Origin of the sequence: Bacillus cereus group sp. N8 (assembly GCF_016483685.1) — a bacterium.
Taxonomy (GTDB): Bacteria; Bacillota; Bacilli; order Bacillales; family Bacillaceae_G; genus Bacillus_A; species Bacillus_A proteolyticus.
In genome coordinates this window covers 158,440-183,449 of the sequence record NZ_JAEHBK010000006.1, presented here as the reverse complement: position 1 = coordinate 183,449, position 25,010 = coordinate 158,440, and the positions used below count along the sequence as shown (strand labels likewise).

Genomic DNA, 25,010 nt, shown 5'->3' with positions numbered 1-25,010 from the left:
TATAATAAAAGTTAGAAAGTTTAGATATTTCTTTTTCTTTGCCATTTTATACGAAGTGATGGGAGTGTGCATTATGCCAGTATTAGTCTTTTGTATTATCGTCTCATTTATGTTGTATCTTTTCTATAAAACAAAATTCTTTCGTACAAACCGTCCGATGGAGAAAGGGTGGCTCTCCGGAAAATCCGCAATGGCACTCGGCTTATTCGTCCTATTTTTCGGGATAAACCAATTCTTTTTAGAACTTTCAACGGCCCGTATTATTGTTGGTATTTTGTTTATTATATTTGGCAGCGTGAGTACATTTAATGGATTCCGCCAATATAAACACTTTCTACCATTGGCAGTCAAAGAAGCCGAATCTTATAAAACAACGTAAAAAAGCATCAATATTGTGATGCTTTTTTACGTCCCTTAACTTTCAAAATCATATATGCAACAAACGCAGATGGTATATTAAAGGGATTGCCTTGTACGTGAAAATGTAATTGTTCTTCCTCAAAAGACATTTTTTCATATAGTTCTCGCTGAGATAATCCTGTTCGTTTCTTTTTTTCATGTAAACCTTGTAAGTATAAATACTGAAGCGGTATCATCACAAGAAAGTAAAATAGTGCGATTCCACCAAAAAAGAGTAATTCTGATGACATAAGGCATACCACCTTTCGAAATCCATTATCTTACAATACAATCATAACATAGTATAAACTCCAATTAAATTAATATTCTGTTTTTTAACCATATAATTACTTCCCCATATATATATCCTGCTACTTCTTTGTCTTCCAGCTAAAACCCTCCCATATCTTTAGCAACAGCTTCAAAACCCAATAAAACAAAATAAAGTTAAAGAAAAACCCTAATGGATTAAACCAGACTTCCCAACCACTATAATAAACAAACGTTTCAGCTGGTACACCAAAATAAAGAAAATCAGACTCATTTCCTCCTGCTATAGGAATAAAGGCGCCAATACTTGCGAAAATCAAACTTACAAAATACAATTTCTTTTTAATAACATTCATTCTTCTATGTGTTAATACATGAACAATTATGATACATACGACAACTAAAAAGAAAATTATCCCTCCCATTCAGCACCCCCTTATCGGTACGACATTTCCCCAACTTCAAATTGCGTATTATTTCTACTATGAATATGAAATAATACGCAATTTATTTTCTTTTTTAATTCTATCCTTTCAACAAAAAAAGATGGAACAAATCAAAACGATTTGTTCCATCTTTTTATTTATCGATTAACTGCACCATAAGTAACGCTTTCCCGACAACATTACCTTCATGATGCACTTCTACATCAACCTTACCAAATTTACGTCCAATTTCTAATACTTTCGGATGAACAGATACAACATTATCAATTTGAACTGGTTTTACGAAATAAATTGTTAAGTTCTCAACAATTAAATCGCTCTTCTTTTGCGCACGAATAACGCGATTCGTTGCTTCCGTCACAATCGTTGCGAATACACCGTAAGATAGCGTTCCGATTGAATTTGTCATTTGCGGTGTCACTGAAAATTGATATAAATGCTCATTTTTCGCTTCTTTCGGCGTCATAAATTGATTCGTTACAATATCATCGATTGTTTCACCGACTTGCGGTTGACGCTGAATCATTTGCAACGCCTGAAGTACATCTTGACGGCTAATAATCCCTTGTAGTTTATTTCCTTCATCAACAACTGGCAGTAACTCAATACCCTCCCACACCATCATACGCGCCGCAGCTGCGACGGACATTTTTCCATTCACCGTAATTGGATGCTTTGTCATTACTTTATCAATTGGCGTTTCTTTTGCAACACCAATCATATCCTTAGAAGTTACAATACCTAATACCTTTTTATTTTCATCAACAATCGGATATCTTCCGTGCATCGTCTCTTCGTTATACGCATGCCATTGCTGCACTGTATCATTTGGTTTTAAATATAACGTTTCTTCAATTGGCGTTAAAATATCTTCAACGAGTACAATTTCTTTCTTAATAAGCTGATCGTAAATCGCACGGTTAATTAACGTTGCGACCGTAAATGTATCGTAACTACTTGAAATAATCGGCAGTTTTAATTCATCTGCTAATTTCTTCACATGATCTTCCGTATCAAATCCGCCCGTAATTAACACTGCTGCCCCAGCTTCTAGTGCTAATTGATGTGCGTTCGTACGGTTACCGATGATAAGTAAATTCCCTGCTTCTGTATAGCGCATCATCGCTTCTAATTTCATAGCCCCGATTACGAATTTATTTAATGTTTTATGTAGTCCTTCTCTGCCTCCAAGTACTTGACCATCGACAATGTTAACGACTTCTGCATATGTCAGTTTTTCGATATTCTCTTTCTTCTTTTGCTCAATTCGAATTGTTCCGACACGTTCAATTGTACTAACATACCCTTTATTTTCTGCGTCTTTAATTGCACGGTAAGCTGTCCCTTCACTTACACCTAAATCTTTTGCAATTTGCCTCACAGAAATTTTATGCCCTACTGGCAGGCTATTAATATGTTCTAAAATTTGATTATGTTTGGTAGCCAAATGGTTTCACCATACTTTCTTTTCCCTAAATTCTTCATGTGTTGTATTTTCAGTATACTATATTTTCAAAACTGTTACACTCTCTCTTTCTATACCTGTACTATTTTTTTTACAACAAAATGCTCCTTACATTACACCAATCGTTCTATTACAACAATGTAATGGTATTGTCATCTCGTCCGATAGTTTGTCCAGACGCTTCAATATACAATTAAGACAAGAAATGAAACAAAGGAGCGGATAAATGATGAGAAAATTTTTAGAGGTTATAGGTGCTGTATTTTTAGCTTTCGTGGATGGAAAAAAAGTTGCGATGGAATTGAATGAAACACCTGAACAATCACTTCCAAAAAGAAAAGAATCACCAAAACAACCACAAGCTTTCAAAGCTATACTGAACACGTAAAAACCCTTCACTTGTCTTTTCAAATGAAGGGTTTCTTTTTTATAATGTAATACTTTCTCCAGCTTCTAATACTTTCCCTGTACAATTTTGTAGTTTTTCTACAAATTGATATGGATCTTGTTCGATAACTGGGAACGTATTGTAATGCATCGGTACAACTGTTTTCGCACCAATCCATTTTGCAGCTAAAACAGCGTCTTCTGGTCCCATTGTGAAATTATCACCAATTGGTAAAAATGCTACATCAATGTTATTCAGTTCCCCAATTAATTTCATATCAGAGAATAGAGCGGTATCTCCTGCATGGTACAAAGTTTTCTCTTCTGCTGTAAATAAAATACCCGCTGGCATACCTGTATATGTAATCGTCTTATTTTCTTCATCAATATAACTAGAACCGTGGAATGCTTGTGTAAACTTCACTTTGCCGAAGTCAAATTCATGCGAGCCACCAATATGCATCGGATGTGTATTTACACCTTGCCAACTTAAAAATGTCGCTAATTCAAATGGTGCTACAACAACCGCATTATTTTTCTTCGCAAGCTCTACTGTATCTCCAACATGATCACCATGTCCATGCGATAAAAGAATCGCATCAACTTTTACATCTTCAGCCTTTAAATCTGTTTTCGGATTTCCCGTTAAAAATGGATCAATTAAAATAACTTTTCCATTCGTTTCAATCTTTACAACTGAATGCCCGTGATAAGATACTTTCATTATTACATTCCCCCCCTATTCACATTCACACTTTTTATTCTACATGATTTCTTAATTCCCTGTCTTTTCTAACATCTATTTACTTGTCATAACGCTTTCATCCGATGTAAAGTTATATTTGTAATTAAATATCTCGGGGGTGCCAATCGATGAATGCTAGATTAGAAAATTTAATGCAATGGCTAAAAGAAAAAAACGTAGAAGCTGCGTTCTTAACTTCTACACCAAACGTTTTCTACATGACGAACTTCCACTGCGAACCACATGAAAGACTACTTGGTATGTTTGTATTCCAAGAAAAAGAACCTATTTTAATTTGTCCTAAAATGGAAGAAGGTCAAGCGCGTAACGCTGGCTGGGCACATGAAATCATCGGATTTACTGATACTGACAAACCATGGGATATGATTGCAAAAGCAATTAAAGACCGCGGTATCAATGCAAATGCAGTTGCAATTGAAAAAGAACATTTAAACGTAGAACGTTACGAGGAATTAACAAAATTATTCCCAAATGCAGCTTTCAAATCAGCCGAAGAGAAAGTTCGCGAGCTTCGCTTAATTAAAGATGAAAAAGAACTTTCTATTTTACGCGAAGCAGCTAAAATGGCAGACTATGCTGTTGAAGTGGGTGTAAATGCAATTAAAGAAGATCGCAGCGAGCTAGAAGTATTAGCAATTATTGAACACGAATTAAAAACAAAAGGCATCCATAAAATGTCATTCGATACGATGGTATTAGCAGGTGCAAACTCTGCCCTTCCACACGGTATTCCAGGTGCGAACAAAATGAAACGTGGCGATTTCGTACTATTTGATTTAGGTGTAATCATTGAAGGCTATTGCTCTGACATTACACGTACAGTAGCATTCGGTGAACTTTCTGAAGAACAAACTCGTATTTATAACACTGTACTTGCTGGACAACTACAAGCAGTTGAAGCATGTAAACCAGGCGTTACACTTGGCGCAATCGATAATGCTGCTCGTTCTGTTATCGCAGATGCAGGTTACGGAGACTTCTTCCCACACCGACTTGGTCACGGACTTGGAATTAGCGTTCACGAATATCCAGATGTAAAAGAAGGCAACAATTCTCTATTAAAAGAAGGTATGGTCTTCACAATCGAACCAGGTATTTACGTACCAAACGTAGGTGGCGTTCGTATTGAAGATGATATTTACATCACAAAAGATGGATCAGAAATTTTAACGAAATTCCCGAAAGAATTACAATTTGTGAAATAAGAAAAAGGCAGCGTAATTGCTGCCTTTTTTTATTTCTCTACTATTTCAAATTTCTCTACTATCATTTTCGCTGGATAACTTTCAAGTATTTTAGAAGACCATACTTTTATTTTATCCCCTGTTTTTAATTGATTATATGCGTCTTTATCCTTAAAGCTCAACACTATATCTGATGGATGTTCTTTCTTCATTTGTTGTTCTATATAATGTTGCAACTCTACTTTTGTTTCAAACGTTTTATCACCGACAAAAAACACCGTGTCATTTCTTAATACAATATATCCTTCTTTAGGTATTACTTTTACCGCTACTTGTTTTGTAGTACACGCTGATAATACGAGTAGAAATACACTTGAAAATATATACATAGAAATTTTCATATACCTATTCATTCCTAACTCCTTATCCTACACTATTTCCGCTTTAACACCATCTTCTCTTCATACTTATCATCCCATTTAATCACAATCTCTATCGGTTCATCTTCAGATAAAGGCGCGCAACTTACACAAGAAGATTTCATTTCAATCCTTGCTCCTTTATGACTTTCTGACGTTTGTGTCATTGTACGAAACGCTTCATTAATAGAAATCTCCAAATTTTTAAATTCTGTATTTCCATCTCCGCCCTTATACTGAAATGTAAACATTCCATCTTCACTGTCATCCTTAATATGCCCTTTATATTTCCCCGTCCAACTTTTGCTCTCACTAGAAAAAGTAACATATGAAATTGAACAGCTCCCTAAAAAGAAAATGCTAATAAAAAAGAATAATGCTTTCTTCACAATGTCCCTCCATTCAAAAGCACTTATTTATTGTCTATATGCAAAAAAGCTGAATGTGAAATTTAAAAATCACTACAAGAGCCTCCCCCATATTATTAAAAAAGAAGGCACTTTAAAAAGTACCTTCTTCTATTTCACTAATATTTAATTGAAACTTCACAATCCAGACTGAGAAAAGATGGACAAGAATCGCAAACGCCATACATGCTCCACTCAAAAAGGTTAATATAGGATGCGAATACACATGCCCCAACCCATAAGACGCTCCTACGAAAAACAATGTTATGTAAATATATATTGCTCCATGTATTTGCCTCATATAAACCTCCTTTTCCCATATTATAACATAAATTTTCTGATTATTCACATTAATTACTTGTAATCAATATTTCTCAACTGTTACACCTCTAACAGCAGCCTTAATATATGGTGCTCCTTGTAAACTTTGTAAATTCTCTGTTTTGCCTGTTACAACTACACCGTATGTTGGTAAGTCTTCTGATTTGAAGTTTTTGATCTCATTATAGTTTATCCTAAAACCTTCTTGATATCCCCCTTTATTTTCACTTAAAGATTTCATAGATTTAATAAACTCCATAGAGTTTATTTTAATATCCTCGTACTCATCTTTCTTTCTATCAGCATAACTCCTCTGAAATCCAAACACAGTTTTTGATTTCTCTATTGATAATGATTCAAACGTCTCATGACTCATCTAGCTCTCCTTTCTATATACTCAACGTTTGAGAGCACAAAATGTATACAGCCTTTCCGAAAAATTTTTCATAATAAAAAGCACATCCATTTTGATGCACTTCTCACAAAAATACTATTCTATTATTTCATCGTTTCCTTCACAACATCTTGAATCATAACGACTTCTGTTTTCATATCAACAGACGGTGTTTCTTCATCAATACATTCATACCAAAACACTAAGTGCTTTTTATCAATTTCATGATGAGAATTTTCGACAAGAGCCCCGCCTTCTCCTTGCACAGAATACCAATATAAGTACTCTTCTCCATCTCTTATTTCCCGGAAAATTGTCTCAACGTACATCTTTTCGTCGTTTAGTGTCAAAAGCACTTCTTTCATATTCTCATTAAGAAGCTGCATCCATTCATCTACACGATGACTTTTACCTTGTTTCACTTTAAATCTTGTTAACTCCACATTCATTTTTATTCCCCCGTTTTCTTACGTACAAACAATCTATATTCTATTGGATTATTAAAACTTAATTTACTAGCTAATTTTTGCGAAGGAATATTATCTACATAACAATCCCAGCACGGTGTAATATCATTTTTTATGCAATGTTCAATGAACCGCGTTGCAACAGCTTGAGCTAACCCTTTCCCTTGATGCGCTTCATGCGTTGCAATATCGATTTCAGCAAACCCATTCCCACTAAATATCGAAACACATTCCGCTACAATCATTCCTTCTTGTTCTATACAAAATCCAAAACCATCATTCAAAAACGCTTCAATTGATCCCCAATATTCTTTATAATATTCCTCTGTAAATTCATTGCTTTGTGCTATATCTTTTCTATCAATACGCTTCACTTCATATGTATTTTTGTTACAACCTCGTTTTCTCTCTTCATAAGTTACTCTTTGAAATTTCATTCGCGGGATGTTCCGAAGTACATTACTAAAACGCTCTTCAATCATCATTTCCCATTCTTCACTCGAAGTGAAGAGTGTAAATCTCTTCTCTATTTTTTCAATAGCCGTTTTTATATACGAAAATAAATCTTCGTTATAATTTTGATCATCAGTATCACCAAATAAATAATAGATACCGTTAGCTGTACTAATTAGTCCTGCTGTTAACTTCTCGTTTGCAAAAACCTCACCATCTATCATTTGATCACATACCGCATAAGCAAACGTCGTCGTTTTTGTATGACTTTCTAAAATCGGAAGGATTTTTCTATACTCGGCTACAGATAATTTTTTCATACTTGCTCCACTTTAATCGTATCAGCCTCTATATTTTCAAAACAAAGATTTACCGTTCTCTTTAATGCTCTTGTTCTATGAATCGTACATGCTGGAATTAAAATAGAATCATTTGGCTTTAATACCGCCGTTTCTCCATCTTCAAAATCGATAAGTAATTCTCCCTCTAACACAATAAATAATTCATCCGAATTAGAATGATAGTGCCAATCATATTCACCAGTAAATACAGCGATTCGTAAGCAATGACTATTTACATTTGAAACGACGAAGTTTTTATGTTGATCTTGAATGTCCTTCGTTAATTCTATTAAGTTCACAGTTTCCATCTTTCGTCCCATCCTTTCATTAGTCGTTCTTCTAAAAAAACTAATTTAGTCTCCACCGCCACCTCCGCAATCTCCTCCACCATCACTTGAGCTGCTACAATCATTGTTACTGTCGTAACCAAATCCACTTGATGAGCTTGAAGCGTATGAAGATTTTTTTCTCTTTTTTTTCCTATCTCTCTTACTTTCATGACTAGGCCATACTGTAGCAAAAAGTATAACGAATAAGGCTAATTCTATTACGACAAGTATAAATTCTAGAATACTCTCAATAATATTGGGAGTTATCCCAAAACTGTAAAACACCCCAAGTGAATACATACACAAAATTACATACAGAGCCATACAAATATACCGAAATGTTTTTTCTATCATAATGACTACTTTTTTTGAAGTGGGTATGTTCTGTTCCTGTTTCTTCTTTATGTATTTCTGTCTCCTAGCTTGCTTTTTCTTCCTATTTTTGCTCCCCATTGAATCCCCTCTTTTATATTGTATAATTCTAAATTATCACAATAAAGGTCTGTTAACATTAAAAAATAACAATTTTTTACATGATATTCCCCATAAAAAAAGACCCTCCTAAAAAGGAAGGTCCCGAACATATCTCTATTATGATAAAGCAGGAGCTTTTTCAAGAAGCTCTTTTGCATCAGCGTATTGTAAGCCGTGCGCTTCTGCCACTGCTTCGAATGTTACATAGCCATCTAATGTGTTAATACCTTTTAATAATGCAGTGTTGCCTAGGCAAGCAGCTTTGTAGCCTTTGTTAGCAATTTGTACTGCATATGGCACTGTTACGTTTGTTAATGCAAGAGTTGATGTACGTGGAACCGCACCTGGCATATTTGCAACTGCATAATGAACAACGCCATGTTTTTCGTAAGTTGGGTTGTCATGAGTTGTAATACGGTCAGTTGTTTCGAAAATACCACCTTGGTCAATCGCGATATCTACAACGACAGAACCTGGTTCCATTGATTGAATCATTTCTTCTGTTACAAGTTTTGGCGCTTTTGCACCTGGGATTAATACCGCACCGATTACAAGATCAGATTCTTTTACAGCTTCTGCAATGTTGTACGGGTTAGACATTAAAGTTTTTACTTGGTTTCCAAAAATGTCATCTAACTGACGAAGACGTTCTGCACTTAAGTCGATGATTGTTACATCTGCACCTAAACCTACTGCAATCTTCGCTGCGTTTGTACCAGCTTGACCACCGCCGATAATTGTTACTTTGCCGCGTTTCACCCCTGGAACGCCTGCAAGCAAGATACCTTTACCGCCTTTGTTTTTCTCAAGGAATTGTGCACCGATTTGTGCAGACATACGACCAGCTACTTCACTCATTGGTGCAAGTAATGGTAAAGAACGATTTTCTAATTGTACTGTTTCGTATGCGATTGATGCGACTTTGTTATCAATTAATGCTTTCGTTAATTCTGGTTCTGGAGCTAAGTGTAAGTATGTGAATAAAATTAAACCTTCGCGGAAATAGCCGTATTCACTTGCAACTGGCTCTTTTACCTTCATAACCATATCTTGATTCCATGCTTCTTCAGCAGTTTCAACAAGTTTCGCACCAGCTTGTACGTATTCTTCATCTGTAAAGCCTGATCCTATACCTGCTCCTTTTTGAACAAAAACTTCATGACCATTTTGTACTAAATGTACAGCTCCCGCTGGCGTCATTGCCACACGGTTTTCATTGTTTTTAATTTCTGTTGGAATACCGATACGCATTATTAGTTCCCCCTTGAGTTATGAAATGACCCCTGAATCATTTTTTAAAGCGCTTTCTACGCTCTTATATTCTAACATAATATCTCAATATTTGACAAAAAAATAATACAAGTTTTCCGATAGATTTAATCTTACATAAAAGGACAGTATTATCCGTACCTCTGAGTATAAAGGATAAACTGTCCAATTATTCGAAACTTCACTTTATTTAATTCTATCGATGTCTATGAATAACATCAACAGCACCTGTTACTTCAATAATCGTGCCCGTAATCATATCAGAATCGTCCTCACATAAAAACGAAATGGTTCTTGCGATATCTTCACCTGTTCCAGATCTACCAATTGGTGTGTTACTACCTTTCAGATTTCGTGCTTCTTCAATCGTTGCCTCTTTCATTTCACCAATTATATCACCAGGACATACCATATTCGCAGTAATACCGTATTCAGCTTCTTCGTATGCGACTGTTTTCGTTAAAGAAACAAGTCCGACTTTCGCAGCTGCAAAGGCTGAACGATAAATCCATCCAGGCGCGCTATCTGCCCCTTGAAATCCATAGTTAATAATACGGCCAAATTGCTGGTTTCTCATAATCGGTACGACAAGTTTTAATAAATGAAACACCGCTGTTAAATTACCCTGGATCATTTCATTCCATTCGTCTTCTTCGTAATCGACTAATTTTTTCCTTTCAAATACGTAAGGACCAGCATTATTAATTAAGAAGTCAATTTTGCCAAAACGGCTCATCGCCCCTTCTACCATTTTATGTAAATTTTCCTTTTTCGTGACATCAGCTTGCACGAATTGTAGACGCTCTTCCATATTTTTATATGTTTCTTTCATCGTTTCCATAGCAGCTATATCGCTATGGTATGTTACTGTTACTGAATATCCTTTAGCCAATAACTTTTCTGTTACTTGCTTTCCTAAACCTTTCGTACCGGCTGTAATGAGCGCGTGTCTCACAAACATGCCTCCTTTTAAATTGCTATACTCCATATGTAACAAGTTCTCGCTTCAATTACAACTAAAATGTATTAAAGCAAAGTTTTCAAAATTCTGTAACGTTTCCGACAAGCACATTACCAAAATTTGTTTTATAATTAAGTTGTAAACAGTTATAAAAATGATTGGGAGGAATTTACTATGAATAATACATATACAAATATTTTAATTGCGGTGGACGGTTCTAAAGAAGCAGAAAAAGCCTTTAAAAAAGCAATTCAAGTTGCAAAACGCAACAATGCAACATTAACAATTGCTCATATCGTTGATGTAAAAGCATACTCAGCAGTAGAAGCTTATAGCCGCGCAATTGCTGAACGTGCAAATCTATTTGCAGAAGACTTATTAGAAGACTACAAAAAAACTGCGCTTGAAGCTGGTCTTGAAAAAATTGAAACTGTATTAGAATTTGGTAATCCTAAATCTAAAATTTCAAAAGAAATCGCTCCAAACCATAAAGTAGATTTAATTATGTGTGGTGCGACTGGTTTAAATGCTGTTGAACGCTTCCTAATTGGTAGCGTCTCTGAACATATTATTCGCTACGCGAAATGCGATGTCCTTGTTGTTCGTGGTGATGAGGAGCAAGGTGATCTTTAATTTATAATAAAAAAACACCAAGTCCACATGGGCTTGGTGTTTTTCATTTCACATATTTCACTACAAATACGAGACAAGCTAGAACAACAATGACAACCGCAAACACATAAGGCGGAAGGAACTTCAAAGACCATAACGCCATCATTAACGTCGCAACCGTTAAGTACGTTTGCTTTGCATCTTCTGTCATTTTTTTGCGAAGCAAAAAAACATACAAATAACCAATTGGCGGCGTAATAAAACAAAGAACATATATGATTTTTGATTTTAAATACCACTTTTGTTCTCCGAGTTTCTTTAGATCTTCTTCTATCCTCTTACTCTTTTGTTCTCTCACTTCTTCTTCAATCGGATCTTCCTCTTCTCCTCGCTTTTCTTTCATATAAGGAAGAAAATGCATGAAAAAATAACATGCAAATACAATTGCCCAAAATTCGATATTTAACCTTTCTAGCGGAATATGCTCACTTGCAAAAGCAGCCGTGATTACTAATGAAAAACAATACGTTGTCATCCAAAATGAACGTTTTCTCTTTTTTCGTTCAATTTCTTTTTTATCTTTTGCACCTTGTACTTTCTTTTTTCTCGAGAGCCATAAAGAAATACAGCAATCTACTACAAATAGAGTAAAGATAAATATCGCAACATGCACTGTTTCTACATTCTCAAATGAAAATATTGATGGGAGTGCCACATGTAGCACAATTAATGTGTACAAAATTAACCCTATGAAATAAATACGTCTCATCTTCCATTCCTTTCTTATTTCCTAACATTAGGTTAACATACATTTTTTAGAAATAGACGGACAAAATATATGTGTTTAGAAAAGGAGGATTTATATGGGAGATCATGAACGTATTATTTTAGATGTCAACGAGCAAGAGATTGAAATGTTAAATACAATATGCTCACATTTTAAAGAAAAACATGGCGTTGAACTAAGTCATGGTGCGCTGTTTCGAGATTTAATGGATATTGAGTATATTCGTATCACAGAAGATCGACATAAGTATGATTAATCAATGAAGCTTTAAGCCTAGAACATACTGTTCTAGGCTTAATTAAATCTAGACGAAAAATGTTATAATTAGGAAAAAAACAGGTGTGGAGGATGCTCTACTATGAAATCTGAAAATATTTCAAAACATTTTCACACATTACATGTGCAAAGAAACCAGTTCCTACCTAAGCTTCATTCACTTTCACAAGAACAACTATGGTATAGGAAAGAGGACAAAAAATGGTCTATTGGTGAACACTTTTATCACTTATATTTAATTACAAGGATGCTAAAAGTAGCGATTAAATTCTCCTTCACTCTTATCCCCTATGCCAAACTAAGAAGAAACACCCCATTCGCAACTGAAATTCATGACATTTATGCCGAATACAAGGAGAAGCATGGCAGAGGAATGAAAGCACCTTGGATTTTAATCCCTTCAAAAAAAGTTTATGATTCTATGAATGTAACAGAATTAGAAGACTTACTTTCACATGAAACAGATGAAATAAAAAAGCTAGTTCAAAATATAGAAGAAAATATTGCAGGACATATCGTATTTTTAGATCCAATTGCTCACTACCCTAACCTTATTCAATCTATTCAGCTATTAGCGATACATGAGAGGCATCATTTTATGATTATGAAAAACAATTATGAAATGATAGATACATACCTAAAAATCTAAACACAAAAAGGGAAGGTACTTCTAAAAAAGCACCTTCCCTTTTATATCATACATCATTTAACTTCCAACAAACTCTATAGTTAACCCCTTCGCCTTCTCCAAAGCTTTTTCAATTTGCTTAAACCCTGTCCCGCCAGCACTATTACGACGTTTCACAGCTGCGTAAGGTGAAAGAACTTCATATAAATCTTCTTCAAATAACGAGCTCATTTCTTTATATGTTTCCAGTGGTACATCTAATAAATAAATTCCTTTTTGCGTACAATGAAGAACTAGTTTCCCAACAATTTCATGAGCTTGACGGAATGGTAGTCCTTTGCTTGCTAAATAGTCAGCAATTTCTGTTGCGTTAGAGAAATCTTGCGTTACAGCTTGCCCCATTTTTTCTTTGTTTACAGTCATCGTTTCAAGCATGCCTGCCATGATATGAAGGCATCCTTCTACTGTTTTTACTGTATCAAACATTCCTTCTTTATCTTCTTGTAAGTCTTTATTGTACGCGAGCGGTAATCCTTTCATTACTGTAAGTAAACTGAATAAATTACCGTATACTCTGCCTGTTTTACCGCGGATTAGTTCCGCCATATCCGGATTTTTCTTTTGCGGCATAATACTGCTTCCTGTTGCGTATTGATCACTCATTTCAATAAATTGAAACTCTTGGCTACTCCATAAAATAAGTTCTTCGCAAAAGCGTGATAAGTGCATCATGAGCATAGATGAGTTACTTAAAAACTCCAGTATGAAATCACGATCGCTTACTGCATCTAAACTATTTTCATAGATGCCATGAAATCCAAGAAGCTCCGCACTATATTCTCGGTCAATCGGGAATGTTGTCCCAGCTAGCGCCCCTGCTCCTAATGGCGAAATGTTAATGCGTTTTAATGAATCTTCATAACGATTCACATCGCGCTCTAACATCCAAAAGTAAGCAAGAATATGATGTGCAAATGATATAGGCTGTGCACGCTGTAAGTGCGTATAGCCAGGCATAATTGTTTCAATATTATTTTCTGCTTGATGAACAAGAACAGTTTGCAATTGTTTTGTAGCTTTTATAATATGTTCTACTTTTTCATTTAAATACAAGTGCATATCTGTCGCTACTTGGTCGTTACGGCTTCTGCCTGTATGAAGTTTCCCTCCTACTTCACCGATCTTTTCGATTAACATCTTTTCAATGTTTAAATGAATGTCCTCAGCTTCAACTGAGAAATGTAACTTATTTTGTTTCGCTTCTTCTAATAAATATTGAAGACCTATCTTTATTTTCTCCGCTTCATCTTTCGTAACGATGCCTTGCTTTGCTAACATCGTTACGTGTGCGATACTCCCTTTTATATCTTGGTTAACCAATTGCTTATCAAAGGAAATAGAAGCTCCGAATTCTTCTACCCACGCTTCCGCTTCTTCTGTAAAACGTCCGCCCCAAAGTTTGCTCACGCTTCCACCTTCTTTTGATTCACTTGGCTGTATACTTTCGTAGGTAAACCAAATAATGAAATGAATCCGACTGCTGCATCATGATTAAATTCATCCTGGGCAGTATACGTTGCTAGCTTTTCATCGTATAAAGAGTACTCAGATTTACGCCCTTCTACAATCGCATGACCTTTAAATAATTTCACACGCACTGTACCTGTTACATTCTTTTGCGTTTCTTGTAAAAATGCATGAAGCGCTTGTTTTAAAGGAGAGAACCATAAACCGTTATAAATAAGTTCTGTTATTTTCTGCTCAATCACCGGTTTAAAATGTGCTACTTCTTTTACGTGTGTTAAATCTTCTAGCTCTTTATGTGCTGTGATTAACGTCATTGCTGCTGGGCATTCGTATACTTCACGAGATTTAATACCGACAAGACGATTTTCTACGTGATCAATACGTCCAACGCCATGTTTTCCGGCAAGGGCATTTAACGTTTTAATTAGTTCTGACAGTGAATATGAAGTGCCATTTAAAGTCGTCGGTACTCCTGCTTCAAATCCAATTTCTACAAACTCTGGTTTATTCGGTGTATCTTCTAATGCTAATGTCATTTCGTATGCATCTTCTGGCGGCGCTGCCCATGGATCTTCTAAAATTCCACATTCGTTGCTGCGTCCCCATAAGTTTTGATCGATTGAGAATGGGCTATCTAAATTAATTGGAATTGGTACATCGTTTTCTTTTGCATATGCAATTTCTTCTTCACGTGACCATTTCCATTCACGCACAGGTGCAATCACTTCTAAGTAAGGATTTAATGCTTGAATAGAAACTTCAAAACGAACTTGGTCATTCCCTTTTCCTGTACATCCGTGTGCAACTGCAGTCGCACCTTCTTGTTCTGCAATTTCCACTAACTTTTTCGCAATAAGCGGACGAGATAATGCAGAGACAAGAGGATATTTCCCTTCGTATAATGTGTGTGCTTGCATTGCCATCAATGCATATTCATTCGCGAATTCTTCTTGAACATCCACCATATACGATTTAATTGCACCTACTGAAAGTGCTTTTTCTTTTACAAACGCTAAGTCTTTACCTTCCCCTAAATCCAAGCAAAGCGCGATGATATCATAATTCTTCTCTTGTAACCATTTAATTGCAACGGAAGTATCAAGACCTCCAGAATATGCTAACACAACTTTTTTCTTCTCCATTTTGCATCCCCCTAAAGAATAAATATTCATTTTCTTTTATAATAATTCACACTTTAACACCTTTTACAAAATGTATCAAGGGTCATTTTCAAATTTTTTCAAACAATTTCATCGAACTTCTTTCTGTTTTTATGTAAAATAGAGGCAGGAAAATGGAGGGATGTCTATGAAAAGGTATTTTATATACAATGAACATCTAGGAATTGAAGTGCCGAACATACAAGACGAATGGGAAGACATCTCTGAACAAGCGCAGCATTCTATTTTATTAAAATGGGAGCAAGTTCGCGGAAAGATTCCTGATCGTATAAAAGAACTCGAACACTCTATTAACGCAAAACAGCATCATTTAAATAACGAAGAAGACTTCGAAATTTCTTGCAAGCTTAATTCAGAAATTGCCGATCTCGCTTCCATCATTAATGACCTTTGGCTTTGGTATCGACTCACTCAAAATGTATCTGAGGGAAAAGCACACCAATGAAAAAAGCATGCCCCTCAATTACTTTGGGTCATGCTTTTTTGTCGTAACACGATTTACAATATATTTCTTGTGCCGTTTTTGCCAAACATACATCAAACGAGCCGACTAACAAATTTCTTTCTTTTGGCAACTTTACAAAAGCAACTAGCTCTTCTTCATATTGAATCTTTTTCTGACATGAAACGCATATTAATTCTCTTCTTTTAAACATGTCTTTTAGCATATCTTCACTCTCCCTTTTATCTATCTATATTAATATAACCTCATAATAGTTAATACTTGTAAAAAAATGACACATCCAAAAGTGACTGATTCATATACTATGTACAAAAGGAGGTCTCAAACTTATGCGAGCTTTCATTATTATCGCTTTAACTTTTTTAAGTGTCATTAGCTGGGATGCATTTTTTAAAGATAAAAGTGATAAGAACAATACAACTGAATAAAAACCCATCTTTTCTTACTTATTGGACAAACTTAAAAAAACTGTCCAATCTTACCGAACAGCTTAGGCTTTTCTACAAAAATATTTAAACATAACAATTTTTGTAGATTCCCTCCGCTTATTGTCGGTTTCCATCCGCATACATTTTTTGAAAGTATGATATAATAATATAAATCTTGAAGGAAGGGATTTTGATATCATGATCGCTCGAAGGAGCATGTGGCATCGTATTGATGAATCATACACGTAGCGTATTTTTCAGCTCAGATACTTTAGTCTAGCGAAAAAAATACGAGAGTGGGGAAATTATGATTGCCCGAAGGATAATTTGGCAAAAAAAAGACTCTTCTTACACATAGCGTTTTGTTTAGGACTTAATTGTTACTAGCTAAACAAAACAAAGAAGAGCAGGATTGCTAAATGACGAATCCTACTCCACGTTTTGTTTAGTCGCTTTAAGACTTAAACTAAAACGAAGGTAGGGAGAATTGATGGACGAGAGGATTATTCGTTATTTCTTCAGCGACATATAGCGTAGTTAGTTTTACGTAAACTAACTGAAAGCTACATGTGAGCTCGTAGTTAGTTTACAACACCAAAAGGACTACTAACTACGGAAAGAAGGAATAACGATGAGGAACATCCAAAGTCGACAAATTATTAAAGAAATTTTTATGGTTTTAATCGGTTCATTTATTTTAGCAGCAGCGCTATATCACATTCACTTCCAAAACCACTTAACAGAAGGTGGCTTTGTAGGTATTGCACTATTTATCCAAAATTTTTATGATATTTCACCATCTATTTCAACTGTATTAATGGATATCCCTATTATTTTACTATGTGCTTCATTTTTAGGTAGAAAAATGGTTGGCTATTCATTCTTAGGTTCACTTTCATTCGGAGCATTTTATTCCCTTATGGAAAATTATTCTCCTTTTACGGTAGATTTATCAAATAATTTATTTATAGCTGCAGTAGTTGGCGGTGCGTTAGCTGGTATTGGACTCGGTTTTATATTGCGATTTGGCGGTGCAACCGGTGGAGACGATATTTTAACAATTGTATTAAGTAAACGAACTCGTTTTACAATTGGGCAAATTTTCTTCGTCTTTGACGCGATTGTTCTTGCGCTTTCATTATATTATTTAAATTGGACAGAAATTGCTTTTACTATTCTTTCGATTGCCGTCCAGGCAAAAACATTGGATTTAATTTACTATCCAAAAGCAGCAAAGAAAGCAACAAAGCAGCCAGTATCAATTCCAATGTCCAAAAAACATGCAACAAACTAAAAAGCGAAAGGCTTCGGCCTCTCGCTTTTTTTACGCTCTTTTTTCTTTTTCGACTATGTGGCGCACTTGATAAAATCGATTCGCAAATTCAGTAACATTTCTTGTTAAACGATAGTTCACTGTAGATCCGATCGCCATTCCAATTACCGGAATACCTTGGAATAGCTTACGACGAAGCGCATAAATCGAAAATGTCTTCAAAATTTGCTTTAACACAACCTCAGTAGAAGCTGGTTGTAACACCGCTTCGTCTCCTTCATAAAAGAACGAATCTTCTTGCTCCAGTTCTTGCAATAAATTGTACCATGCGTACTGCTGAAGTCTTCCTGGTAGTAATGACGCATGAAACACCTTTAACGCAAGCATCATTTCATAAGGCTTGTTCACATCATGCCCAAATGATGTTGCAATAAGTTGTACAGCCTTTACATTTAACGCAATCATAACCGGAAAATCAGCTGTTAATAATAATAAACCACCAGCACCGGTTGCTCCGCCTTGTACGAATGAATATAGGCGATGACGTGCTGTTTGCTGCTCTGCTATGTATGTTAATTGATCAATAGATAATGATTTCAAATCTTCAAGTTGCTCAATTGATTCATCAAATAATCTCGACGTTCCTAAAATACGATTACGTGCATCTAGCTGTGATTGTGAACTTTGAATAAGCGCATGCAAATGAAAGAGCCATCCATCTGCTTTCGTAAAGAAATCTTTTCGTTTTTTCTCAGGTAATTTCGCAATTGTAGTATGCAACCACTTATCAACCATTTTTTGAAAATCGGTCGATTCTTGCTCAACTAATTGCGCTTCCCATTCCTTTATATTGTCTAAAATGGCTTGTTCTCGCTTCGATTGCACCGTAACAACCACCTCGTTCGATTTTTTTCCATTGTAACATATTTGCAAATATGCTTGTACATTACATGTTCTTTATTTACGGCATAAGTTGCAATAATCTATCCGAATACATGTTACTAATTTCTACTTAGCTACAGTATAATCGTCCTTATACGAAACAAATAAGGAGCGATTATACATATGTATCCACGTGCAAAAGCTTTTGGCATTGCTATACATCACAGTCGCCTTCTCGTACAAGAATATCATACAGGCGATGAAACATATTACCGACCTCTTGGTGGATCAATTGAACTTGGTGAAAAATCAGCACATACTGTTATTCGTGAATTTAAAGAAGAACTTCATACAGAAGTGAAAATTATCGATTATTTAGGTTGCTTAGAAAACATCTTTCCTCTAGATGGAGAAATTGGTCATGAAATCATCCAACTATATTCTTTACGCTTATTAGACACATCACTATATGAAATGGAATTAATGAATATACAAGATGAGCAAACAGTATCCTATGCAAAATGGATTCCCATTACTGCCTTCATTCAAAAGGAAAAAATACTATATCCGGATGAAATTTTAAAATATATACAAAAGAAAAAAGACGAGATCCTATAGGGTCTCGTCTTTCTTTTCATATATTAACCAATGTCTCCAAGACGTAGTACGTCACGAGCGATCATAACTTCTTCGTCAGTTGGAATTACGATAATTTTTACTGGAGAGTGCGGGAAGCTGATGAATGCTTCTTCACCAAAGATGTTATTGCGTTTTACGTCGAAGTATACGCCCATGTACTCAAGGCCTTCTAATACGCGCTCACGAATAACTGCACTGTTTTCACCGATACCAGCTGTGAAGATGATTGCGTCTACACCTTTCATACGAGCTGTGTAAGAACCGATGTATTTATGGATACGGCTTACGAACACATCAAGTGCTACTTTCGCACGGTGGTCGCCTTCTTCTTCTTTCGTGATGATATCACGTAGGTCACTAGAGTAACCAGTAAGACCTAACATACCACTCTTCTTGTTTAATACGTTAACTACTTCTTCTACTGTTTGGCCTGTTTTTTCCATGATGTATGGAATTAACGCAGGGTCAATGTTACCAGAACGTGTACCCATTGTTACACCAGCAAGTGGAGTGAAGCCCATAGAAGTATCGATAGATTTTCCGCCTTCTACTGCTGCAATACTTGCACCGTTACCTAAGTGACAAGAAAGTAGGCTTAAGCTTTCAAGTGGACGACCTAATAATTCAGCCGCACGCTCAGTTACATATTTATGAGAAGTTCCGTGGAAACCGTATTTACGGATGCCAAATTTCTCGTAGTACTCATATGGTAAGCTGTATAGGAATGCAGATTCTGGCATTGTTTGGTGGAATGCTGTATCAAATACTGCTACTGCTGGTACGTTTGGTAATACTTCTTGGAATGCTTTAATACCAACAAGGTTTGCTGGGTTGTGAAGTGGTGCTAAATCGCTTAATTCTTCGATATCAGCTAATACTTCATCATTAATTAAAACAGAATCAGCAAATTTTTCGCCGCCGTGTACAACACGGTGACCGATACCGCCAATCTCATCAAGAGATTTTACGATTCCGTTTTCAGTTAATTTCTTAAGAAGCATATTAACTGCTACTGCGTGATCTGGGATGTTTGTAATTTCTTTTTGTTTTTCGCCATCTACAGTAATAGTGAAGATACTATCTTCTAAACCGATACGTTCTACTAAACCTTTTGTTAATACTGTTTCACTTGGCATTTCAAATAATTGGAATTTTAAGGAAGAGCTTCCTGCGTTAATCGCGATGATTTTTGACATCTAGTCTTTCGCCCCTTTTTCTCTTGGTAGTTGTGTGGATCATTCCACAAACCGCTCGATTTTATCTAATTAAATTCACTTATTATGAAAACGTTTCATCATCAGTAAATTTTATACTCACGGTTTTAATTTAAACATCGTCCGACATATATTTCAAGTGAAAAAATTGTAACACCAAGAAAAAAAATATATTACAGATTTCAAAAAAATTCAGTTAAATCTTGTATATATTAAAAAATATGACAAATCTTATATAACTGTACTACATTAATTACTAACCCTGTTACATATATATCGTATTATTTATGTGTTGCAAACCAAGTATTCAATTGATCCATAATGTTCTCCATAGCCTTCATGTTAGAGAATTTAGGTAATTCCACTAGTAGTGCCTGTTTCGGCATTGTTACACCTTGGCCTTTCTTTTGGAGAACAAATATACTTTTTGCATTTTTCTCGTTTTTAAACATGGAAACAGGTAGCTGTAACAAACCTTGAATAAAACATGTTTCTTTAATAAATGCATGTAGTTTTGGCGCTTGATCACTTTCAAAAATGAAGTTTGGTACTAAGAAGAATAAATACCCGCCTTCTTTCGTATGTTTCACACTTTGTTCAATAAATAAGTGATGCGCATATGACATTCCTTCATTTGCTTTTAACGTATATTCACTTGCACCGATTTCGTTTGGATAGTAACCAATTGGTAAATCTGAAACGACTGCATCAACTGGATCAATATAAAGTGGTGCTAGTCCATCTTGGTGGAAGAATTCAATTGCATGCTTTTGTAAATTCGCATTTACTAAAGCAAGTTTAATTAGCACTTCATCCACTTCTACACCAAATCCACTCATTGCTAGTTCTTCTTTAGCGCTATTAAATACTGTAGTCATTAAATTACCTGTTCCAATTGCAGGGTCTAAAACTGTAATTTCTTTTTGACCTTGCATAAATTTATGGAATAAGTAGCTCATGAACATTCCAACTGCATCAGGCGTCATTTCATGATTCGCTTGCACGCCTTCTTTCATTCCTTTTAAAATGGCTAGCTGAAATGCTTTACGAATTTCTTCCCCTTTATATGTTTCTTCATTAAACGTACTATATTCACGATTCAACCTTTCAATTGTTGATTCGGATAATTCCTCTTGTAAAATCGCTCCCTCAAACAAGTTATCACCTGTTTCTACAAGCGCCTCTAAATATGTTACATCTAATTCTTTACGTAAAACTACCGTAGAAGAATCAAAAATAGAAAATAATGTTTCTACTGCCTGACTCACGTACATTCCTCCTTCTCTCTTTTACACATAACTTATATCATACCACAAAGTGATTTTTTCCAAAAAGAAAAAGCGACCTCTTGTAAAGAGCTCCCCTTCAAGTTGTTTATGATGTAACGTCTTTTCTCATATATTAGTACCATTGTGCAGCAATATATGAGAAAAAACGACCTCTTTATAAGAGGTCATTTCCTTCACATTACTTCGCAGATTTAGCTGCTTCTAATGCTGCTTCATAGTTTGGATGGCTTGTACCTTCGCCTACGTATTCTGCGTAAACTACTTTGTCATTGCTATCTACTACGAATACTGCACGAGCAAGTAAACGAAGTTCTTTCATTACTAGGCCGTAAGCTTCACCGAATGAAAGGTCACGGTGATCAGAAAGTGTCGCAACGTTTTCTAAACCGTTTGCTGCACACCAGCGTTTTTGAGCGAATGGTAAATCAGCGCTAATTGTTAATACTTTCGCGTTTTCAATACCTGCTGCATCTTGGTTAAAACGACGAGTTTGTGCATCACATACACCTGTGTCGATTGAAGGTATAACACTAATTAATTTCACTTCACCTTTGTATGTTTCTAAACTTACTGGAGATAAGTCATTTGCTAACACTTGGAAGTTAGGCGCTTGATCGCCAACTTTAACTTCTGTTCCAACTAAAGTCATTGGGTTACCTTTAAAAGTTACATTTGCCACTTAAAAATCCTCCCTTATTTAAACAAAATATGTACAATGTAAATGATAGTTTGTCCCTATCGATAATGCAAATAAAATCGCTTTATTTACAAAAAAATAAAGAAGCTAATCCATTGATTAGCTTCTTTACTCGTTAAATTTGAAATTCCGGATCATCTTCTTTTCGTTTATCCATCATTTCTTTCACTTTATCAACAGCTTGTGGTGCTAATTCAATTATTTTGTCAATGACATGTGTTTGTTTATCTAAATGTAAAACTTTCACACCTTCTCCATTTATAACGAGAAAGGCAACAGGATTAATGGAAACTCCACCACCGCTACCTCCTCCAAATGGATGACGACCTGAATGCTCTACCTTGCCAAATTCACTTCCACCAGCAGCAAAGCCAAAACTTACTTTCGAAACGGTAAGAATTACACTTCCATCTGCTGCTTTAATCGGGTCACCAACAATTGTATTTACATCAGTCATTTGTTTTAAATGCTGCATTGCGGTTGTCATTAAACCTTGAATTGGATGGTCCATTCTATATCCCCCCTATGCTTGAACAGATTTATCTGTCATACCAGACTTTTGTTTTCTCATAAACATGAGTAATTTTACCGCTGTTTTCACAGTACGAAATATACGAAAGGAAGCTGTTAATTCACACCTTGATGCAAATCCTTTCCCTTGAAAAACAGGGGTAATTTCAAATTCTGGTATGTCGACAATATGCATATATTGTCCTACAACTCCAGCAGCCATTCCTTTTGTCCCCCATGCATACCCAGTGACAATTCCAGTACTAGCCGCATCGCCTGCTCCAATTTGTGAATGCCACTTCCAACTATTGATTTTCACTCGTTTGAGAAAATCTTTAACAATAGTATGAACTTCTTGAAGCTTTTTTATCAGTTCTCCAATGCTATCAAGTTGTGCCATAATTTTATTATCTATTCCGCCATCTTTCTCAGCTTTTTCAATTTTCTGCCCCGTTTTTTTCTGTTGTTTTTCAATTCTTTCCAATACATCAAACGTATATCGAATCATCCATATTTTCACTTGAAATAAACATTGCTTTTCCATTTCTGAATATAAAAACGTCACCTTAAGCGATATTTTCGATAATAGTATTAGCAAAATAAAAAGTAGAAGAATTATCATTCCAATTACGAGCCATTTCATTCGTACCACCCTTTCACTCCATACCCATTATCGACAAGTTTATTCATCATTAAACAACCTTTTATAAAATTGAATATAAAAATTTTTCTAAAAATAAAAAGGAATTTTGACATTTTATATCGAAATATACTATTTGAGCATATCATTCAGAACACACTCTGATGGTATGCAGCACTAAGACTAGAAAATTTAACTGCAGTGGAGGGATACATAATGGCAAATCGTCGCAATTTATTTTTCTTTTATGGTGATGACAAAGTAACACTCGTTGAAAAAATGAAACCAATATATCGTATTTTAGAGGAGAATGGATTTACCATATTAGATCATCCAAAAAATGCAAACGCTATCGTCAGCGTTGGAGATGATGGAACTTTCTTACAAGCCGTTCGTAAAACTGGTTTTAGAGAAGATTGTTTATATGCAGGTATTTCTACGAAAGATGAAATTTCTTTCTACTGCGATTTCCACATCGATCACGTTGATACAGCCCTTCAAGAAATTACAAAAAACGAAATTGAAGTGCGAAAGTATCCAACAATTAAAGTTGATGTAGATCACGGTACATCTTTCCATTGTTTAAATGAGTTCTCATTACGCTCTAGCATCATTAAAACATTTGTCGTAGATGTACACGTCGACAATTTACATTTTGAAACATTTAGAGGTGATGGATTAGTTATCTCCACACCAACAGGAAGTACCGCTTACAATAAATCATTACATGGCGCAGTTGTCGATCCACTTATCCCATGTTTCCAAGTAAGCGAACTAGCATCTTTAAATAACAACACATACCGTACACTCGGATCACCGTTTCTTTTAAATCACGAGCGCACGTTAACTTTAACACTTAAACCAGATGGTAATGATTACCCTGTTATCGGAATGGATAACGAAGCACTTAGCATTAAGCAAGTGGAAAAAGCCGTTGTTCGTTTAAGCGATAAACAAATTAAAACTGTTAAATTAAAAAACAACTCGTTCTGGGAAAAAGTACAGAGAACATTTTTATAGTATTAAAATAACCGCCGAATTATGGGATCCCCATAATTCGGCGGTTATTTATTTCTCAGCTGAAACTTAACGATGTTTCACAATTTTTTTGGAACAAGACAACAGTATATGAAATTATATTAACGATTTTCCGAATATATCTATCACAACTCATAATATATCAACGATTCCATCCGAAATATCGATTTACCG

The 25,010-nt window shown here is 35.4% G+C and carries 33 protein-coding genes and 1 pseudogene; 10 read left to right on the top strand and 24 right to left on the bottom strand.

From position 1 onward, the window contains the following. The first annotated feature begins 73 nt into the window (after positions 1 to 73). Positions 74 to 379 (top strand): YtpI family protein, encoded by a 306-nt coding sequence (locus JDS80_RS12430; RefSeq protein WP_199638652.1) that lies wholly within the window; start codon positions 74 to 76, stop codon positions 377 to 379. A gap of 7 nt (positions 380 to 386) precedes the next feature. Here the strand turns inward: JDS80_RS12430 and JDS80_RS12425 are convergent, their stop codons facing one another. The 3 genes from JDS80_RS12425 to JDS80_RS12415 all read right to left on the bottom strand — a co-directional run bounded on the left by JDS80_RS12425 (position 387) and on the right by JDS80_RS12415 (position 2,562). Further along, positions 387 to 650, bottom strand: a complete 264-nt coding sequence (locus JDS80_RS12425; RefSeq protein WP_071748292.1) for a DUF3949 domain-containing protein — start codon at positions 648 to 650, stop codon at positions 387 to 389. Positions 651 to 770: 120 nt separating this feature from the next. Beyond that, positions 771 to 1,094: a hypothetical protein gene (locus tag JDS80_RS12420; RefSeq protein WP_199638650.1), complete on the bottom strand. Its 324-nt coding sequence runs from the start codon at positions 1,092 to 1,094 to the stop codon at positions 771 to 773. Positions 1,095 to 1,248: 154 nt separating this feature from the next. Beyond that, positions 1,249 to 2,562 carry a CBS domain-containing protein gene (locus tag JDS80_RS12415; RefSeq protein WP_071748294.1) on the bottom strand — a complete coding sequence of 438 codons (1,314 nt, stop codon included), beginning with the start codon at positions 2,560 to 2,562 and terminating at the stop codon, positions 1,249 to 1,251. Between the two features lie 244 nt (positions 2,563 to 2,806). On the opposite strand from JDS80_RS12415, the gene JDS80_RS12410 reads away from it, so the two are divergent. After that, a complete protein-coding gene (locus JDS80_RS12410; protein WP_071748295.1) occupies positions 2,807 to 2,968 on the top strand; it encodes a hypothetical protein in 162 nt (53 codons plus the stop codon). A gap of 39 nt (positions 2,969 to 3,007) precedes the next feature. Here the strand turns inward: JDS80_RS12410 and JDS80_RS12405 are convergent, their stop codons facing one another. Next, positions 3,008 to 3,691, bottom strand: coding sequence for a metal-dependent hydrolase (locus JDS80_RS12405; protein ID WP_071748296.1), 684 nt, complete (start codon positions 3,689 to 3,691; stop codon positions 3,008 to 3,010). Between the two features lie 149 nt (positions 3,692 to 3,840). Between JDS80_RS12405 and pepQ the strand changes: the two genes are divergently transcribed. Then, positions 3,841 to 4,938: a Xaa-Pro dipeptidase gene (gene pepQ / locus JDS80_RS12400; RefSeq protein WP_199638648.1), complete on the top strand. Its 1,098-nt coding sequence runs from the start codon at positions 3,841 to 3,843 to the stop codon at positions 4,936 to 4,938. 29 nt (positions 4,939 to 4,967) lie between these two features. Here the strand turns inward: pepQ and JDS80_RS12395 are convergent, their stop codons facing one another. From JDS80_RS12395 to JDS80_RS12350, 10 genes and pseudogenes are all read right to left on the bottom strand, one after another. Continuing rightward, positions 4,968 to 5,330, bottom strand: coding sequence for a DUF3221 domain-containing protein (locus JDS80_RS12395; protein WP_199638646.1), 363 nt, complete (start codon positions 5,328 to 5,330; stop codon positions 4,968 to 4,970). A gap of 20 nt (positions 5,331 to 5,350) precedes the next feature. After that, entirely contained in the window at positions 5,351 to 5,725 is a 375-nt protein-coding gene (locus JDS80_RS12390) for a hypothetical protein (protein ID WP_199638644.1), read from the bottom strand. Positions 5,726 to 5,837: 112 nt separating this feature from the next. Next, positions 5,838 to 6,044 (bottom strand): hypothetical protein, encoded by a 207-nt coding sequence (locus JDS80_RS12385; protein ID WP_071748301.1) that lies wholly within the window; start codon positions 6,042 to 6,044, stop codon positions 5,838 to 5,840. A gap of 63 nt (positions 6,045 to 6,107) precedes the next feature. After that, positions 6,108 to 6,401, bottom strand: a pseudogene (locus JDS80_RS12380) (anti sigma factor C-terminal domain-containing protein); the annotation flags it as partial. Positions 6,402 to 6,562: 161 nt separating this feature from the next. Beyond that, entirely contained in the window at positions 6,563 to 6,907 is a 345-nt protein-coding gene (locus JDS80_RS12375) for a DUF6176 family protein (protein WP_199638640.1), read from the bottom strand. Positions 6,908 to 6,909: 2 nt separating this feature from the next. Then, entirely contained in the window at positions 6,910 to 7,698 is a 789-nt protein-coding gene (locus tag JDS80_RS12370) for a GNAT family N-acetyltransferase (RefSeq protein WP_199638639.1), read from the bottom strand. Then, positions 7,695 to 8,027 carry a cupin domain-containing protein gene (locus JDS80_RS12365; protein WP_071748305.1) on the bottom strand — a complete coding sequence of 111 codons (333 nt, stop codon included), beginning with the start codon at positions 8,025 to 8,027 and terminating at the stop codon, positions 7,695 to 7,697. The genes JDS80_RS12370 and JDS80_RS12365 overlap by 4 nt, the downstream gene beginning before the upstream one ends. A 45-nt stretch (positions 8,028 to 8,072) precedes the next feature. After that, the gene (locus JDS80_RS12360) at positions 8,073 to 8,501 is read right to left on the bottom strand and encodes a hypothetical protein (protein WP_199638638.1); all 429 of its coding nucleotides are present in this window, start codon (positions 8,499 to 8,501) and stop codon (positions 8,073 to 8,075) included. A 138-nt stretch (positions 8,502 to 8,639) separates the two neighbouring features. Then, positions 8,640 to 9,773: an alanine dehydrogenase gene (ald, locus tag JDS80_RS12355; RefSeq protein ID WP_199638637.1), complete on the bottom strand. Its 1,134-nt coding sequence runs from the start codon at positions 9,771 to 9,773 to the stop codon at positions 8,640 to 8,642. 214 nt (positions 9,774 to 9,987) lie between these two features. Beyond that, positions 9,988 to 10,779: an SDR family oxidoreductase gene (locus tag JDS80_RS12350; protein WP_199638636.1), complete on the bottom strand. Its 792-nt coding sequence runs from the start codon at positions 10,777 to 10,779 to the stop codon at positions 9,988 to 9,990. A gap of 147 nt (positions 10,780 to 10,926) precedes the next feature. Here JDS80_RS12350 and JDS80_RS12345 point away from each other — a divergent pair, with 147 nt between their 5' ends. Beyond that, complete coding sequence (locus JDS80_RS12345; protein WP_001066672.1) at positions 10,927 to 11,385, top strand: universal stress protein; 459 nt, start codon at positions 10,927 to 10,929, stop codon at positions 11,383 to 11,385. Positions 11,386 to 11,428: 43 nt separating this feature from the next. Here the strand turns inward: JDS80_RS12345 and JDS80_RS12340 are convergent, their stop codons facing one another. Continuing rightward, positions 11,429 to 12,133: a hypothetical protein gene (locus tag JDS80_RS12340; protein WP_199638635.1), complete on the bottom strand. Its 705-nt coding sequence runs from the start codon at positions 12,131 to 12,133 to the stop codon at positions 11,429 to 11,431. A gap of 94 nt (positions 12,134 to 12,227) precedes the next feature. Between JDS80_RS12340 and JDS80_RS12335 the strand changes: the two genes are divergently transcribed. Further along, on the top strand, positions 12,228 to 12,407 hold the full coding sequence (locus JDS80_RS12335) for a ProA domain protein (RefSeq protein ID WP_070145106.1): 180 nt from the start codon (positions 12,228 to 12,230) through the stop codon (positions 12,405 to 12,407). 102 nt (positions 12,408 to 12,509) lie between these two features. Further along, positions 12,510 to 13,076, top strand: coding sequence for a DinB family protein (locus JDS80_RS12330; RefSeq protein ID WP_199638634.1), 567 nt, complete (start codon positions 12,510 to 12,512; stop codon positions 13,074 to 13,076). Between the two features lie 57 nt (positions 13,077 to 13,133). On the opposite strand, the gene argH is transcribed toward JDS80_RS12330, so the two are convergent. Further along, a complete protein-coding gene (gene argH, locus JDS80_RS12325) occupies positions 13,134 to 14,522 on the bottom strand; it encodes an argininosuccinate lyase (protein WP_098888786.1) in 1,389 nt (462 codons plus the stop codon). After that, positions 14,519 to 15,724 (bottom strand): argininosuccinate synthase, encoded by a 1,206-nt coding sequence (locus tag JDS80_RS12320; RefSeq protein ID WP_071748311.1) that lies wholly within the window; start codon positions 15,722 to 15,724, stop codon positions 14,519 to 14,521. Before JDS80_RS12320 ends, argH begins: the two co-directional genes overlap by 4 nt. Positions 15,725 to 15,890: 166 nt before the next feature. On the opposite strand from JDS80_RS12320, the gene JDS80_RS12315 reads away from it, so the two are divergent. Further along, positions 15,891 to 16,208 (top strand): radical SAM protein, encoded by a 318-nt coding sequence (locus tag JDS80_RS12315; protein WP_199638632.1) that lies wholly within the window; start codon positions 15,891 to 15,893, stop codon positions 16,206 to 16,208. Between the two features lie 28 nt (positions 16,209 to 16,236). Here the strand turns inward: JDS80_RS12315 and JDS80_RS12310 are convergent, their stop codons facing one another. After that, the gene (locus JDS80_RS12310; protein WP_199638630.1) at positions 16,237 to 16,431 is read right to left on the bottom strand and encodes a hypothetical protein; all 195 of its coding nucleotides are present in this window, start codon (positions 16,429 to 16,431) and stop codon (positions 16,237 to 16,239) included. Positions 16,432 to 17,285: 854 nt separating this feature from the next. Between JDS80_RS12310 and JDS80_RS12305 the strand changes: the two genes are divergently transcribed. Continuing rightward, entirely contained in the window at positions 17,286 to 17,948 is a 663-nt protein-coding gene (locus JDS80_RS12305; RefSeq protein WP_071748314.1) for a YitT family protein, read from the top strand. Positions 17,949 to 17,978: 30 nt separating this feature from the next. On the opposite strand, the gene JDS80_RS12300 is transcribed toward JDS80_RS12305, so the two are convergent. Next, positions 17,979 to 18,812 carry an EcsC family protein gene (locus tag JDS80_RS12300; RefSeq protein ID WP_199638628.1) on the bottom strand — a complete coding sequence of 278 codons (834 nt, stop codon included), beginning with the start codon at positions 18,810 to 18,812 and terminating at the stop codon, positions 17,979 to 17,981. A gap of 180 nt (positions 18,813 to 18,992) precedes the next feature. On the opposite strand from JDS80_RS12300, the gene JDS80_RS12295 reads away from it, so the two are divergent. Further along, positions 18,993 to 19,427, top strand: coding sequence for an NUDIX hydrolase (locus tag JDS80_RS12295; RefSeq protein ID WP_199638626.1), 435 nt, complete (start codon positions 18,993 to 18,995; stop codon positions 19,425 to 19,427). Between the two features lie 23 nt (positions 19,428 to 19,450). On the opposite strand, the gene ackA is transcribed toward JDS80_RS12295, so the two are convergent. The 5 genes from ackA to JDS80_RS12270 form a co-directional block, all read right to left on the bottom strand. Further along, positions 19,451 to 20,644, bottom strand: a complete 1,194-nt coding sequence (ackA, locus tag JDS80_RS12290) for an acetate kinase (protein WP_071748317.1) — start codon at positions 20,642 to 20,644, stop codon at positions 19,451 to 19,453. Between the two features lie 299 nt (positions 20,645 to 20,943). After that, positions 20,944 to 21,930 carry an N-6 DNA methylase gene (locus JDS80_RS12285; protein WP_199638624.1) on the bottom strand — a complete coding sequence of 329 codons (987 nt, stop codon included), beginning with the start codon at positions 21,928 to 21,930 and terminating at the stop codon, positions 20,944 to 20,946. 199 nt (positions 21,931 to 22,129) lie between these two features. Continuing rightward, entirely contained in the window at positions 22,130 to 22,630 is a 501-nt protein-coding gene (gene tpx / locus JDS80_RS12280; protein WP_071748319.1) for a thiol peroxidase, read from the bottom strand. Positions 22,631 to 22,763: 133 nt separating this feature from the next. Continuing rightward, complete coding sequence (gene ytfJ, locus JDS80_RS12275; protein WP_000350005.1) at positions 22,764 to 23,159, bottom strand: GerW family sporulation protein; 396 nt, start codon at positions 23,157 to 23,159, stop codon at positions 22,764 to 22,766. Between the two features lie 12 nt (positions 23,160 to 23,171). Then, complete coding sequence (locus tag JDS80_RS12270; RefSeq protein ID WP_097833077.1) at positions 23,172 to 23,810, bottom strand: DUF2953 domain-containing protein; 639 nt, start codon at positions 23,808 to 23,810, stop codon at positions 23,172 to 23,174. A gap of 204 nt (positions 23,811 to 24,014) precedes the next feature. Here JDS80_RS12270 and JDS80_RS12265 point away from each other — a divergent pair, with 204 nt between their 5' ends. Continuing rightward, the gene (locus JDS80_RS12265) at positions 24,015 to 24,818 is read left to right on the top strand and encodes an NAD kinase (protein ID WP_071748321.1); all 804 of its coding nucleotides are present in this window, start codon (positions 24,015 to 24,017) and stop codon (positions 24,816 to 24,818) included. Positions 24,819 to 25,010 lie beyond the last annotated feature (192 nt).